This is a genomic window from Acinetobacter sp. GW821-FHT01C12 (assembly GCF_059422625.1).
The window spans coordinates 200,403-215,134 of the sequence record NZ_JBWKXD010000001.1; the positions used below are offsets into that span (position 1 = coordinate 200,403).

Below are 14,732 nucleotides of genomic sequence, written 5' to 3' on the forward strand. Positions count from 1 at the left end.
TTTAATCAACTGAGGAATTATTCATGAGCCAAATCGTTGACATTCGTGCACGTGAAATTTTGGACTCTCGTGGTAACCCAACCATCGAAGCAGACGTAATCCTAGACTCTGGCGTTGTTGGCCGTGCATGTGCACCATCTGGTGCTTCAACTGGTTCTCGTGAAGCTTTAGAACTTCGTGACGGTGATCAATCACGTTACTTAGGTAAAGGTGTTCGCACTGCTGTTCAAAACGTAAATGGTCAAATCAAAGACTTATTAAAAGGTCAAAACGTATTTGAACAAAAAGCGCTTGATGACAAAATGATTGCGCTTGATGGCACTGAAAACAAAGAAAAATTAGGTGCAAACGCAACATTGGCTGTATCTTTGGCGGCTGCACGTGCGGCTGCTGTTGAGAAGAAAACTGAATTGTTCCAATACATTGCAGATCTTCGTGGTCAAACAACTTTGTCTATGCCTGTTCCAATGATGAACATCTTGAACGGTGGCGCACATGCGGACAACACTGTTGATATTCAAGAATTCATGATTGAGCCTGTAGGTTTCACATCTTTTGCTGAATCTTTACGTGCTGGTGCTGAAATTTTCCATGCTTTGAAATCTGTATTGAAAAAGCAAGGTTTAAATACAGCAGTTGGTGATGAAGGTGGTTTTGCACCTAACTTACGTTCAAATGAAGAAGCAATTACTGTTATTCTTTCTGCAATTGAAACAACTGGTTATAAAGCAGGTTCTGATATTATGCTTGCGCTTGATTGTGCATCTTCAGAATTCTACAAAAATGGTCAATATATTCTTGCAGGTGAAGGCAACAAAGCATTCACAAGCAACCAATTTGCTGACTATCTTGCTGGGCTTGTTAAACAATATCCAATTATCTCAATTGAAGATGGTTTAGATGAGTCTGACTGGGAAGGTTGGAGCTATTTGACTTCTATCCTTGGTGATAAAATCCAATTGGTTGGTGACGATTTGTTCGTTACAAACCCTAAGATTTTACAACGTGGTATTGATGAGAAAGTAGGTAACTCTATTTTAATCAAATACAACCAAATCGGTACTTTGTCTGAAACTTTAGATGCAATCTATCTTGCTAAAGCGAATGGTTATAGCACTGTGATTTCACACCGTTCAGGTGAAACTGAAGATTCTACAATTGCGGATCTTGCAGTGGGTACAGCAGCAGGTCAAATCAAGACTGGTTCGCTTTGCCGTTCTGACCGTGTTGCAAAATATAACCAATTGCTTCGTATTGAAGAATTGACTCATGCTGCTTATCGCGGTAAAGCTGAGTTTAAAGGTTTAAATTAATATCTTTTATTGATTTAAATTAAAAAAAGCCATTCTTTTATTTGATATAGGGAATGGCTTTTTTATACGCTAAAAAATAATCATGAATAGTATGTTTTAAGAGAAATTTAATATTATGTAATTGATTGATAATAAAATTTAAGGTAAGAATTTAATTAACTTAGTTTATTGAAAAAGAAAATTTATAATAAATAATATCGCGATATGTGAGTTTTTAGCATAAAGATAATTTTTAGAGTTTTACTTACAAAGTAGATTATTGATCATCCACTTATTTTTTATAAGGAAAGAAAAGTTATTTTGTTCTAGTTTTGCAGTTTTCGCATAGTTTAGTGTTCTTCATACAAAATATTTGATGTATATTAGCATCTTAATTTAATGCTGTTACTCAAGACGCAAATCCATGTTAGAAGTCTTTAAAACAACTTCAAGTAAAGTGATTGCAGTACTCGCGATTTTAATCGTTGTGGTATTACAATATCGCTTTTGGTTCGGTGAGGGTGGTCATTTCCCTCATCAAGCTTTACTACAGCAAATTGAACAGCAAGCTGAAGTCAATGCTGAGTTAAAAGAACGCAACCGAATTCTTGCTGCTGAAGTGTATGATTTAAAAAATGGTGCTGAAGCCATAGAAGAACATGCACGTTTAGACCTCGGTCTAGTCAAGCCACATGAAACTTTTGTACAGATGAGTACCATTAGTACCCATTACAAACCTATTTATACCGATCCAAGTGTAGATTTAAGAACCAATGAAGATGACAACGAACCTGTACCAGAACAACCGTAAAATTTGGGCAATTGTTCCTGCGGCTGGCTCAGGTCATCGTTTTTCAAAAACTGAACTTAAACAATACCAAGTCATCCAAAATCAAACAGTGTTAGCGCATACCATAGCGCGTCTAAACGATTTACCGCTTGCAGGTTATGTACTCGCTGTTGGTGAGCAAGACCATTATGCGCAAACATTGCCATTAAAAAATAAACATTTGAGTCATTTTTGTTTAGGTGGTGCAGAACGTGTTGATTCGGTTTTAAATGCGTTGCGTTATTTAGAACAATTTGCACAAGCCGATGATTTGGTTTTTGTACATGATGCTGCGCGTCCTTGTGTGACACAACAATGTCTTGAAAACTTAGTCGATACCGCAATAAACCTGAACAGCAGTGCAATTCTTGCAATTCCTGTAAGAGATACTTTGAAGTGTGTTGAAAATCAGCAAGATATCAATAAAACAGTCAGTCGGGATCAATTGTGGCAAGCACAGACACCACAAATTTCTACCTTTTCAAAGCTTAAAACAGCAATCGAAACAGCTTTAGCGAATAATATTGTCATTACAGACGAGGCGAGTGCATTGGAATATATCAATGAACCTGTCAAAGTGGTGATGGGGCGTTCTGACAATATAAAAATTACCTATCCAGACGATTTGGAGTTAGCCAAGTTAATTTTGCAATCACAGCAGTAAAAACAATGAAAATAAAAAATAATTATGCATTGATTGATTTTCTCAACCGCTATTTATCTCTATAATTTGACCAGATTAAACTAGGTTTAAGATTTGTATTCATGACACCATCGCCACAGTATAAGTTTTTACGTCAATCAGTCAGAGATGGTTTAAGTATTAATCAAAAAGTTTCAAGGTGGGACAAACTACACCTTGATCCTTGGTTATTGGGCTTTTTAATTATCAATGCGATTTTGGGTTTATTGATGGTCTATAGCGCATCTTCTGAAGATATGTCTATGGTCATTCGACAAGCCGTGAGTTTCGGTGTTGGTTTTGTTCTGCTTTTTATTTGTGCACAAATTCCACCAAAAGTATATCAAGCGATTAGTCCTTGGTTTTATTTGTTTGCAATTTTGTTGTTGATTCTGGTTTTATTGGTTGGTGATGTTCGATTAGGCGCAAAGCGCTGGCTGACTATTCCAGGGATTGGCAGTATGCAACCCAGCGAATTTATGAAGTTCGCCATGCCATTGATGATGGCATGGTATTTTGCACGTAACCCGTTGCCGCCTAAGTTTAAACACATTGTAATTGCCTTGATCATCATGATGGTGCCTTTCGTATTGGCGTTGTTACAGCCAGATTTGGCGATTGGTATCGTGATTGGTGGTGTGTTTGCCTTGTTTTTAAGTGGCATGTCGTGGACTCTAATTATTGGGACCTTAGCAGCATTGGCACTGGCTTTCCCTTTAATTTGGACTTTTGTATTACAAGCTTATCAAAAGAAAAGGATTATGACCTTATTTGATCCTGAGTCAGATGCGCTTGGGGCAGGATGGAACATTATCCAATCTAAAATTGCGATTGGTTCAGGTGGAATGACAGGGCGTGGATTCTTAGAAGGAACACAGTCTCAGCTGGGTTATTTACCTGAACATCATACTGATTTTATTATGTCGACCTATGCAGAAGAATTTGGCTTTATTGGGGTGTTCTTCTTATTTGCACTTTATACCGCAATGATTTTTAGATGCATGATCATTAGCTTAAGCAGCTTCCATAACTATGGTCGTTTATTGGTAGGTACGATTGGTTTATCTTTGTTTTTCTATGTATTTGTAAACTCGGGTATGGTCAGCGGGATTTTACCTGTGACTGGTGATCCATTACCGCTGATGAGTTATGGTGGATCAGCCGTAATTGCATTGTTAGCGAGTTTTGGTATTGTTATGTCTATCCATACGCATAAATAAAATCTTTGCAATTTAGAGTTTCTCAATCTAAAGCTATTCCTTCTCTTTTTTAAGAGAAGGATGGTATCAAACATAAATAAAAATATTTTTCTTAAATTTAAGGCCCTTATATAGTCAAACTACCTAATTATTCATACAAGAGCTATGCATCAAGTTATTGATCGTAAAAAAAATATTTTTTATATGAACTTTTAGTTATCAATTCGTTTGGTGTACTTTTGAATCATAGATGGTTGTTCTATCGTGTGGCGACAGGGATGTCGCCGTTGGGCGGGGGTATATGAGCAAAAATAAAGCACTGCTTTGTTTGCAGCGCAAGAGCCCTGTTAAACGAAAGATTTTTGTCATCTTTTCATCTCTGAAAAGTGAGGCATCGCCTACGCAAAGGTATTTAAACTTTGAATGTAAAGTGTGGCATTGCAAGCTTTTTTATAACGGAACAATTTATTTTTCTATGCAATTAATTTAACTAAAAATATTAATTAGGAGAAATTGTATTCTTGTGTCTGAGTTTTTTGACAAGTCGGCTATAGCTAGCTGATAGTTTGAAAATCATGTGATATTGTGAATGATTTATCTATTTAAAGTTGAATTAAAGCTGACATTTCAACATCAAATCGGTATTGCTAAATCTGTTCTAAGTGCTAAATTAAAATAGTCATATAAATTATTTCTCTAACTACATCATTTTTATTATAAGACGATTAATTCGTATAAGGTTCGGTTCAGTATGCATATCATCATCATGGGGGCAGGTGTTATTGGTACAACATCCGCCTACTATCTAAAACAAGCAGGTCATGAAGTCACTGTGATTGATCGGCAACCCAATGTGGCTTTAGAAACCAGTTTTGCCAATGCTGGGCAGATTTCTCCGGGTTATGCATCACCTTGGGCTGCACCAGGCATTCCACTAAAAGCGTTTAAATGGATGTTTCAACCACATTCACCATTGGCGATTAAGCTAACAGGTGATATGCATCAGTATCAGTGGATGGTGCGCATGTTGGCTGAATGTAATATCAATCGTTACCAAATCAATAAAGAGCGAATGGTGCGAATTTCAGAATATAGCCGTGACTGTTTGGACGAGTTACGTGCAGAGACCAAGATTCATTTTGATGAGCGTCAACTAGGCACATTACAACTGTTTCGTAAACAACATCAATTGGATGTGGCAGGCAAAGATACCGAAGTTTTAAAACATGAAGGTGTACCATTTGAGTTATTGGATAAAGCTGGGGTTATCAAGGCTGAACCTGCTTTAGCCCATGCAACAGTTGATTTTGTTGGTGGTTTGCGTTTACCCAATGACCAGACAGGCGATTGCCAAAAATTCACAACAGAGTTGGCAGAACTTGCAGCCAAACAAGGGGTCAATTTTTTATTTAATACGGTAATCGAATCAATCGAAAAAGATGCTGAACGGATTACCGCGATTCACTTGAAAGATGGTAGCAAAATCAAGGGAGATGCTTATGTCATGGCATTGGGCAGTTATAGTCATGAAATGCTCAAACAATTGGAGATAGATGCACCTGTATATCCTTTAAAAGGCTATTCGATCACCACCAAAATTGTTGATCCGGCACTTTCACCGGTTTCTACAATCTTAGATGAGTCTTATAAAATTGCCTTAACCCGTTTTGATGATCGAATTCGAGTAGGGGGTATGGCTGAAATTAATGGTTTTGATCGCTCTTTAAAATCTAGCCGTGAAGACACTTTGCTTATGGTTTTACAACAATTATTTCCAAATGCAAGTGACATATCAGATGCACATTTCTGGACGGGTTTAAGACCAGCCACGCCTGATGGAACCCCGATTGTTGGTAAAACAAGATATCAAAACCTATATACCAATACAGGGCATGGAACTTTAGGCTGGACTATGTCATGTGGTTCAGCAAAATTATTATCCGATATTATTTCTGGAACCACACCACAAATTGAATATGATGATTTGAATGTGTTCCGATATGACTCAGTGAATCACTAAGACGATTGTTAAGGCGATATGAATCAAAATCACCAAGTCGCAGAACAGGAAATTTCATTTTCCAATGTACATTTTTGGCATTGGTTTCTGCTTTTACTTCGTGGTTTTGATGAAGAAAAAGAGCTGAATTTAGATGAGGCGATTCAGGAAGCGGTTGGTTTAGATCCGTATAGCAAGGAATTGGCAGCGTGGTATCAATCATTTCTATCCAGTGAAAATAATACCATTCGAAATTATCAATTTTCCATTAGTGCTGATATTCGGGTAGATATCCAGTTTACCCAAGAGCAGATTAATTATTATCTCAATGATCTATATATAGGCAATCTGGGTGGGCACTTTGAAGCATGGTTTTTTACCCTAAAAGAGCTTTTGAGTTTTCAATTGAATGATCAGCATTTCTTATTATTGTTAATGATGCTGGGTGTTGAACCTCAACAGACTTTAGAGGCTAAAATTCAAATATCAAAAAGATTAAATAACATTCCGTCATTTCAAGGGCAACAAGATTACATCGCAAATTGTATTGTGAATGGTTTAAAGATGAATCAAGAATTTTATCAGGATGAACAAATCGGGATATTAAATCGACAAAATCATAGTATGCGCAATGTTGAGTTATATCCTGATGATTTTGAACATATAAAAACCATTAATCTTATTTTAAAGCATAATTAAATATGAAAATAATAATGAAAGCATTGTTTACCGCGATTAGAAATAGGGAAAAATGAAAAACATTCGTTGTAACTTTGCAAGAAGTTCGACAACTTTTCAAGAATTGACAAAGCTTGATGCTAACTTCAATCAAGCTACAACAGAGCCAGACTCGCTGAACAAGTCAATCGCTAAGCTATTTATTTCTTAAGCAATTTAAAGATCTTAATTTTTAATTTAAAAATTAGAGAATAATTGAACATATTTTACTTGTATTCGAACAAATTCATGGCATATTAATTGCTAATACAAGGAAAGATGATTGCAGGAGAGAAGTCTCTTGCGGACTCGCCGAAGGAGCAACGACCCCGGAAACTCTCAGGCAAAAGGACTGTAATCATTGTAAAACCTCTGGAGAGAAGTCATTCTATTGAAAACAAAAAAGAAATGACTCACCGAAGGGGATGGTAAAGCCTAAATAGTTTAGGTTTTTATCGAAGCTCTCAGGTACACATGACAGATGGGGCATACATTGACAATGTAATAAAAAAAATATTGCATTTCAACGGAGTGTGCGTATGTGTCATGTCGTCATTATTGGTTCTGGTATTACAGGTGTTACCTCTGCCTATGAACTTGCTCAATTAGGTTATCAAGTTACTGTTATTGATAAACATTTATTTCCCGCAATGGAAACATCTTTTGCCAATGGTGGGCAGCTGTCTGCGTGTAATGCTGAAGTGTGGAATCAAAAATCCACTGTGTTAAAAGGCATTAAATGGATGGCGAAGAAAGATGCACCATTATTGCTCAATCCATCTTTTGATTTGCACAAATATGCATGGCTGGTCGAATTCCTTGGCAATATCAAAAACTATGAAGCAAATACTCAAAATACAGTGAAAATGGCACTTTTAGCGCGTCAAAGGCTATTTAATATTGCTGAACAAGAAGGCATTGATTTTGATTTAGAAAAACGTGGCATCTTACATTTCTACCATTCTGAATATGATTATAAAGTGGCAACAAACGTCAATGCGCTGTTATGTAAAGGTGGTTTAGAACGCCATGCAGTGACCAATGAAGAAATTAAATCCATCGAACCGAGTTTGACGGGTGAATATTATGGTGGTTTTTATTGCCCAGGTGATGCAACTGGTGATATCCATAAATTTACCACTGGACTTGCCAAAGCCACTGAAAAATATGGGGTAAAATATTTATTTGGTATGGAAGTCGTTAATGTAGAACACACTGCCAATGGGGTGAATATTCAATATCATTCGAGTGTTGAAAACATGGAAGGTGGTTCAGTAGCAGTTGAACAACTCAGTGCTGATGCCGTGGTGATTTGTGGTGGTGTTGGCAGTTACCAATTGGCCAATCAATTGGGCGACCGTGTGAATGTTTATCCTGTAAAAGGCTATTCAATCACCGTACAATTGGATGATGAAAAAAGTATCAATGGCGCACCTTGGGTCAGCTTGCTCGATGAAAGTGCGAAAATCGTCACGTCACGATTAGGTGCCAATCGTTTACGTATTGCTGGAACTGCTGAATTTAATGGCTATAATCGAGATATCCGCTCAGATCGTATCCAACCTTTAACAGATTGGGTCAATAAGAATTTCGATATTTCAACCGAGCATTGTATCCCGTGGGCGGGTTTACGTCCGATGATGCCGAATATGATGCCAGTGGTAAAACGTGGAAAACGTGAACGGGTATTTTACAATACAGGGCATGGGCATTTAGGCTGGACGTTGTCTGCTGCAACAGCTGTGATGATTAGTCAGGAAATTGCAAGCTCGCATCCGATTTAATCGTATAGGCAATACTTAGGTATTTGCACTCTGGTGAATGTCCATATTCACCAGAGTGATGGTAAAAATAATTAGGTGTGTTATGAATATAGAATCAACAACGCAAAAGCACTGGCATGAAACGAGTTATGCAAAGTTAGTTGAATCGATTCAATATATTGCACAAAATTATCACGATGTGTATGCCTTGGCCTTGTACTACTATTGTGACGACGATGAACCTTGTTTTCCCAAAGTTGAACTTAACTTTAATACCAATCAACAGTTTCAAGCGCAAATTTCTGAAGCTTCAAGTCAAGCTGAAGCGAAATGGAATTATGCCTATTGGTTACAACAGCCATCTTGGGATTTTGGTGGGGAGAATGATCCGCTTTTGGCACAATGGTTTGAGCAAACGCCATTTTATTATTCTCAAAAACAGATGGAATATGCTGAACAAGAAGATGATGCACTATTTAATGAACTTTTAGAAAAAGGCGAGCAGTTTGCTCAATTGTTTATTACACAAATAATCAAAATGGTTCAGCAATTATTTTCTGAAAATATTCTTCAAGATACATTTGGGAAAAATCTTCCAGTCATTATTCATGAGCTTGAATATTATGAAGAACCCATTTCGTGGACCAAAAGAGCCAATCCAAGTGCATTAATCAATGAATTTATGGATGCCTATGAAAGTGATTTCTCTTAACAAAATATGCTTATGATTTAATGCTGAGGGACGTGATGTGCCCCACAGCACTTATTGAGTGGCAGCAAGTACTTTAAAAAGTTATAGACGAGTAAAGACTTCTTCTTGGGTCAAACGAGACTTGGGCAATTTTGCATTAAAGTCACTATCACTACGATAACCGAGTGTCATAATCACAGACGGGACCAAATTCTTTTCGGTTAAGACTAATTCTTCAGTCAGAATATCTTCGTCAAAACCACCGATTGGTGTTGCATCGATACCTTCAATACCAGCAGCTAATAGCATTTGCCCCAGTGCGATAAAGGTTTGATTTTCCGCCCAGCGCTGAATATCACCTTTTTCATTGCGATAATAAGAGACATAGCCTGTACGACTGTCTTTTTGACCTTGCTTAGCCTTGTCATCTTTAAAGCGGCCACTGAGATCATCCTGCTGAAGTAAATTACTTAGGTGCTGTTCTGTAATATCTGCTTTGGTACAGAATAAAATTGTATGTGATGAATCTAAAACCTTTGGTGCGTTGTAGCTATATTTTCCGACTAAGGCTTTAGCAATACGTTGTTTAGCTGCATCATTGTCAGCAATAAAAAAATGCCAAGGCTGGATATTGATTGACGATGGGGTTAAACGCAGGATTTCAAGTAAACGTGCAAATTGTGCTTGAGGAATCTTTTTAGAAGAATCATAAGCTTTTGTGGTGTAACGTGTTTTTGCTACATTTAATACATCCATAAGGCGATCTCATATATCGTAAATTTTCGATATATTGTATGCTAAAATCGCGAAATTTGAATCTTCAAAACGTAAATAAAGGTGAAAAATCATGATTTTTAATCATGGGTAAAGTGATTTGTGTCTGAAATTGTCCATTTAATAAATTTCCAATCCGCATTTTCATCCACTTCTAAAATCATTGCTTCAGATGTTTTTTCGCGCCAATCCCCTAAAACAATTCTAGTTTTACCATTTACATCATGAATTTCAGGGCGATGGGTGTGACCATGAACCAACAGGTCGACATTATTAACTGCTTTTTCTACTGCTTGTTGGTTAACATCCATAATTTCATAGGATTTATTTTGTTGAGACTCACGGCTTTTTTTACGAAAACCATTGGCAAGTTTTTGTCTAAAACCAAGTGGGGTGCTTTTTAAAAGTCCTAATACAATTGGATTACGAATAATTTTTTTAAATCGTTGATAAGAAATATCATTGGTACATAAAGCATCGCCATGTTCAAGACGAAATTTTTTATCACCAATGTTAAATGTATAAAATTCAGGAAGTAATTTTCCATTAAACTGATTTAAAAATGTTTGCCCTAAGGCAAAATCACGGTTACCCACTTGAAAATAAATTTGATTACCAGCTTGCAAGGAAAATTGTTTTAGATGCTCAATAATTTCATCTAACCAAGGCGCAGTATAATCATCCCCAATCCAAGCATTAAACCAGTCACCGAGAATAAACAGTTGTGTGTTTTGATATTTATAGTGTTCTAATAAATCAAAAAACCCTCGAACCAGTCGAGGGTGTTCTGGTGACAAATGTAAATCAGCGATAAACAGATAGGTCACTTATTTTTCCTATTTAATAACTCCTCCCAAGCTTGCTTTGTAAAGGGAACAGTATTCCTTTATTTAAAAGTCAGCTTCGGGAGGATTTATAAATTATTCAGAGATAATTTTTGCAGATTCAATCACAATGTTTTCTAAAGGAACATCAGCATGATAACCACGGTTACCTGTACGAACGCCTTTGATTGCTTCAACGATGTCTAAACCTTCAGTTACTTTACCAAATACTGCATAACCCCAACCTTGAGCAGTTTTACCTGTATGGTTAAGGAAAGAGTTGTTTTTTACATTGATAAAGAATTGTGCAGAAGCAGAGTGAGGCGCTTGAGTACGTGCCATTGCAATCGTACCTTCGTCATTGCTTAAACCATTGTCCGCTTCATTTTCAATTGAATCACGTGTGGTTTTTTCTTTGAAGTTTTCATCCATGCCACCGCCTTGGATCATGAAACCATCAATAACACGATGGAAGATTACGCCATCATAAAAACCATCACGAACATATTCTAAAAAGTTAGCAACAGTTTTTGGTGCTTTTTCAGAGTTAAGTTCAAGAACAATGCGTCCTTTGTTGGTGTTTAATTCGACTTGAGGAAAACTCATTCTATAATCTCCTAATCATGACTAAAAATGTCATGGGTTTTTGGTTGAGAGAAGCATAAGCAAACTGTAAACTACATAGCAAGTAAAAATGTGAAATTCTTTTGTTAAAAAAGGATAAAATCACATTTCTATATTCAATTTTAACTTTTAGAAGTGATTTATCAACTATGAAGCCAAATGATGTTGTTTCAGAACTGCCGAAAACCCCGACAAATAGTCCAAGCCCTGTCGATAATGCGCAGCAAGAACAACAAGCGGGCTTAGATTTTGTACGCCAAGTCATTACAGAAGATTTGGCAGCGGGCCGTACACAAAAAGTTGTTACACGTTTTCCACCTGAGCCAAATGGTTATCTACATATTGGCCATGTAAAGGCTATTTGCTTAAATTTTGGCATTGCTCAAGAATACGATGGTTTGTGTAACTTGCGTTTTGATGACACCAACCCAGATGCTGAAGAACAAGAATATGTTGACGGTATTGCCAATGACGTAAAATGGTTAGGTTTTGAGTGGAATGGCGAACCTCGCTATGCATCAAGTTATTTTGACCAATTACATGCTTGGGCAGTTCAGTTGATCAAACAGGGCGATGCTTATGTAGATCTACAAAGCCCAGAAGAAATTAGAATTAACCGTGGTAATTTTGTCGAGCCAGGTAAAAACTCACCTTATCGTGATGCATCTATTGAAGAAAACCTTGCTCGTTTTGAAAAAATGAACAATGGTGAGTTAGCTGAAGGTGAAGCAGTATTACGTGCCAAAATTGATATGACCTCGCCAAATGTACATATGCGTGATCCAATTCTATATCGTGTACTTCATTCAGAACATCACCAAACGGGTGATAAATGGAAAATGTACCCAATGTATGACTATGCTCATCCATTGTCAGATGCGATTGAAGGGATTACCCATTCATTATGTACCTTAGAGTTTCAAGACCATCGCCCATTTTATGATTGGGTGGTTGAGAAAGTGCATTCACAATCAGTTCCACGTCAGTATGAATCTAGCCGTTTAAATATAGACTATACGATTACCTCTAAACGTAAATTACGTAAATTGGTAGAAGGTAACTATGTTCATGGCTGGGATGACCCGCGTATGCCAACTGTGGTGGGCATGCGTCGTCGTGGTTTTACCCCTGAAGGGTTACGTGAGTTCTGTAAGCGTGTAGGTGTATCTAAAACAGACGGTATTGTTGATGTGGCTATGCTTGAGTTCTGTATTCGTCAATCTCTTGAAAATACAGCAGCACGTGGTATGGCTGTTTTAAATCCGCTGAAAGTAACTTTGACTAACTTGCCAGCAGATTTGGATTTAAGCCATGCACGTCATCCAAATGTAGATATGGGCGATCGTATTATTCCTTTGACCTCTGAAATCTTTATTGATCGTAAAGACTTTGAAGAGGTTCCACCAAAAGGCTTTAAACGTTTAGTTCCTGAGGGTGAAGTACGTTTACGTCATGCTTATGTGATCAAGTGTGATGAAGTGATTAAAGATGCCAATGGCGAAGTGATCGAGTTGAAATGTTCAATTGATCCTGAAACTTTGGGTAAAAACCCAGAAGGTCGTAAAGTGAAAGGCGTTGTACATTGGGTTTCTGCGTCGAAAGGGATTCCGGCTGAGGTTCGTGTTTACGATCGTTTATTCACCGAAGTTGCACCAGATGCAGATGATGATTTCTTGGCAAATTTAAATCCAGAATCTTTAACGGTACTTCAAGCGGTGATCGAGCCTGCTTTGGCTCAAGCGCAATCAGAAGATCGTTTCCAGTTTGAGCGTGAGGGTTATTTTGTTGCGGATCAATATGATCATACAGCAGATAAACCTGTGTTTAACCGTGTCTTAGATTTGAAAGATAGCTTTAAACCAGGTAAATGATTTTATTCAATCTTGAATAAAATCATGATTTAAGACCTAGCTTCGGCTAGGTTTTTTTTATGCTGTTTAAAATTGATTGAGGAATACTATAGAAAAGCGATATAGTAAATGCACAAATAATAATCAGGACAAATATATGTCTTCCCAATTTGATTTTGTTACGGTCCATATTAAACCTAATGTTCATTATAAAGGGCGATCAATCAGTTATCTTATCGAATGCAAAGATGGTTCGAAGAAAACATTGGGGGTAATTTTACCCACAGACAAACCTTTAACTTTTGAAACGCATGTGACTGAGCGCATTGAGATTGTCTCTGGAAAATGCTTGGTTCGGATAGCAGATCAAGAAGAAATGGAAGTCTACAGTTCTGGAGAGTCTTTTACTGTTCCTGCAAATAGCCGTTTTAGTCTGCAATCCAGCGAAGTAGTAGATTATGTTTGTCATTTGGAATAACGGATAACATTAGCCAAATCATCATTAGAATTCTTTAAAGTAATCCTGTAAATACTCAATAAAAACTTTTACTTTATCAGAGATTAATTTTTTATCTGGAATAACAGCATAAATAGCAGTGGGTTCTACCATAAAATCAGGAAGCACATGAACCAGTTTTCCTGAATCTAAATCGTTTTTGACATGCCAAAGCGAGTGATTGGATATGCCGAGCCCTGCCAAAGATGCCTGACGAATCCCTTCGCCTGAGTTGGTAATAAAATAGCCATTTAGCTGAATATCTAATCTTCTATTTGGGTTAGCATGATCCACAAAGTTCCATGTATTGCTGATGCCTTGTTGATGACGCTGCACGATACAACGATGTTGTTGTAAATCCTCTAAACGTTTCGGGATACCAAATTTAGCGAGATATTCAGGTGCAGCACAAAGTAAGCGCTTATTGATAGCTAATGGTTTTGCGATGAAAGAAGAATCTTGTAGTTTGCCAATGCGAATCGCAAGATCCATACCTTGGGTAATAAGATCTACATTTTGGTCATTTAAATCTAAATTGATTAATAATTCAGGGTGTTGTTTTAAAAACTCAGCAATAACCTGAACCAGTATCTGTGTTCCAAAGGTTGCGGAAGCGGTGATATTGATGCTTCCTGAAAGTTTTTGATCTTGAAGCTTTAAATTTTCGGTTAATGTCTGGAAATTATCGAGAAGTGGTCGTCCTTGCTCAATCAATATTTTGGCTTCTTCGGTCAGACTTAGTTTCCGTGTCGTACGATAAAAGAGTTTAAGACTGAGCTGATTTTCAAGCCTTTGCACTCGTTGACTTGCCACTGAAACTGCAATATTGGCTTCTTTTGCCGCTTGGCTGATTGAACCTAAATCTGCGACACGTAAGAAGAATTGGAAGTCTTGTGTATTCATTTTCCATAAAATCGAAAAAGTAATTCCTCATTATCCTGATTTTTAAAATAATACCAAGTTGTTATTTTGTGATGAAACACATTATTCAA

The 14,732-nt window shown here is 37.2% G+C and carries 14 protein-coding genes and 1 riboswitch; of the genes, 10 read left to right on the plus strand and 4 right to left on the minus strand.

Annotated features, from left to right (window positions below; translation table 11 throughout):
* Positions 1–23: 23 nt before the first annotated feature.
* From eno to AC07WY_RS00945, 8 genes are all read left to right on the plus strand, one after another.
* Positions 24–1,313, plus strand: coding sequence for a phosphopyruvate hydratase (gene eno, locus AC07WY_RS00910; RefSeq protein WP_004719930.1), 1,290 nt, complete (start codon positions 24–26; stop codon positions 1,311–1,313).
* 403 nt (positions 1,314–1,716) lie between these two features.
* A complete protein-coding gene (gene ftsB / locus AC07WY_RS00915) occupies positions 1,717–2,103 on the plus strand; it encodes a cell division protein FtsB (protein WP_494735499.1) in 387 nt (128 codons plus the stop codon).
* Positions 2,066–2,785: a 2-C-methyl-D-erythritol 4-phosphate cytidylyltransferase gene (ispD, locus tag AC07WY_RS00920; RefSeq protein ID WP_262086167.1), complete on the plus strand. Its 720-nt coding sequence runs from the start codon at positions 2,066–2,068 to the stop codon at positions 2,783–2,785. Before ftsB ends, ispD begins: the two co-directional genes overlap by 38 nt.
* 101 nt (positions 2,786–2,886) lie before the next feature.
* A complete protein-coding gene (gene rodA / locus AC07WY_RS00925; protein ID WP_494735500.1) occupies positions 2,887–4,023 on the plus strand; it encodes a rod shape-determining protein RodA in 1,137 nt (378 codons plus the stop codon).
* Between the two features lie 730 nt (positions 4,024–4,753).
* A complete protein-coding gene (locus tag AC07WY_RS00930) occupies positions 4,754–6,022 on the plus strand; it encodes a D-amino acid dehydrogenase (protein ID WP_004719943.1) in 1,269 nt (422 codons plus the stop codon).
* 18 nt (positions 6,023–6,040) lie between these two features.
* On the plus strand, positions 6,041–6,700 hold the full coding sequence (locus AC07WY_RS00935; protein ID WP_494735501.1) for an Imm19 family immunity protein: 660 nt from the start codon (positions 6,041–6,043) through the stop codon (positions 6,698–6,700).
* A gap of 294 nt (positions 6,701–6,994) precedes the next feature.
* Positions 6,995–7,083: riboswitch (glycine riboswitch) on the plus strand.
* A gap of 174 nt (positions 7,084–7,257) precedes the next feature.
* The gene (locus tag AC07WY_RS00940; RefSeq protein WP_494735502.1) at positions 7,258–8,502 is read left to right on the plus strand and encodes a D-amino acid dehydrogenase; all 1,245 of its coding nucleotides are present in this window, start codon (positions 7,258–7,260) and stop codon (positions 8,500–8,502) included.
* Positions 8,503–8,584: 82 nt separating this feature from the next.
* Positions 8,585–9,193: a DUF4303 domain-containing protein gene (locus AC07WY_RS00945; RefSeq protein ID WP_262086162.1), complete on the plus strand. Its 609-nt coding sequence runs from the start codon at positions 8,585–8,587 to the stop codon at positions 9,191–9,193.
* An 81-nt stretch (positions 9,194–9,274) separates the two neighbouring features.
* Here AC07WY_RS00945 and nfsB read toward each other — a convergent pair whose 3' ends face one another.
* The 3 genes from nfsB to AC07WY_RS00960 form a co-directional block, all read right to left on the minus strand.
* A complete protein-coding gene (gene nfsB, locus AC07WY_RS00950) occupies positions 9,275–9,928 on the minus strand; it encodes an oxygen-insensitive NAD(P)H nitroreductase (RefSeq protein WP_494735503.1) in 654 nt (217 codons plus the stop codon).
* Between the two features lie 98 nt (positions 9,929–10,026).
* On the minus strand, positions 10,027–10,773 hold the full coding sequence (locus tag AC07WY_RS00955) for a UDP-2,3-diacylglucosamine diphosphatase (protein WP_494735504.1): 747 nt from the start codon (positions 10,771–10,773) through the stop codon (positions 10,027–10,029).
* 93 nt (positions 10,774–10,866) lie between these two features.
* Positions 10,867–11,376, minus strand: a complete 510-nt coding sequence (locus AC07WY_RS00960; RefSeq protein WP_004821835.1) for a peptidylprolyl isomerase — start codon at positions 11,374–11,376, stop codon at positions 10,867–10,869.
* 167 nt (positions 11,377–11,543) lie between these two features.
* Between AC07WY_RS00960 and AC07WY_RS00965 the strand changes: the two genes are divergently transcribed.
* Both AC07WY_RS00965 and AC07WY_RS00970 read left to right on the plus strand, forming a co-directional pair.
* Positions 11,544–13,265, plus strand: a complete 1,722-nt coding sequence (locus tag AC07WY_RS00965; RefSeq protein ID WP_494735505.1) for a glutamine--tRNA ligase/YqeY domain fusion protein — start codon at positions 11,544–11,546, stop codon at positions 13,263–13,265.
* A gap of 136 nt (positions 13,266–13,401) precedes the next feature.
* Entirely contained in the window at positions 13,402–13,722 is a 321-nt protein-coding gene (locus tag AC07WY_RS00970; protein ID WP_262086158.1) for a pyrimidine/purine nucleoside phosphorylase, read from the plus strand.
* A 24-nt stretch (positions 13,723–13,746) separates the two neighbouring features.
* Here the strand turns inward: AC07WY_RS00970 and AC07WY_RS00975 are convergent, their stop codons facing one another.
* The gene (locus AC07WY_RS00975; protein WP_494735506.1) at positions 13,747–14,643 is read right to left on the minus strand and encodes a LysR family transcriptional regulator; all 897 of its coding nucleotides are present in this window, start codon (positions 14,641–14,643) and stop codon (positions 13,747–13,749) included.
* Positions 14,644–14,732 lie beyond the last annotated feature (89 nt).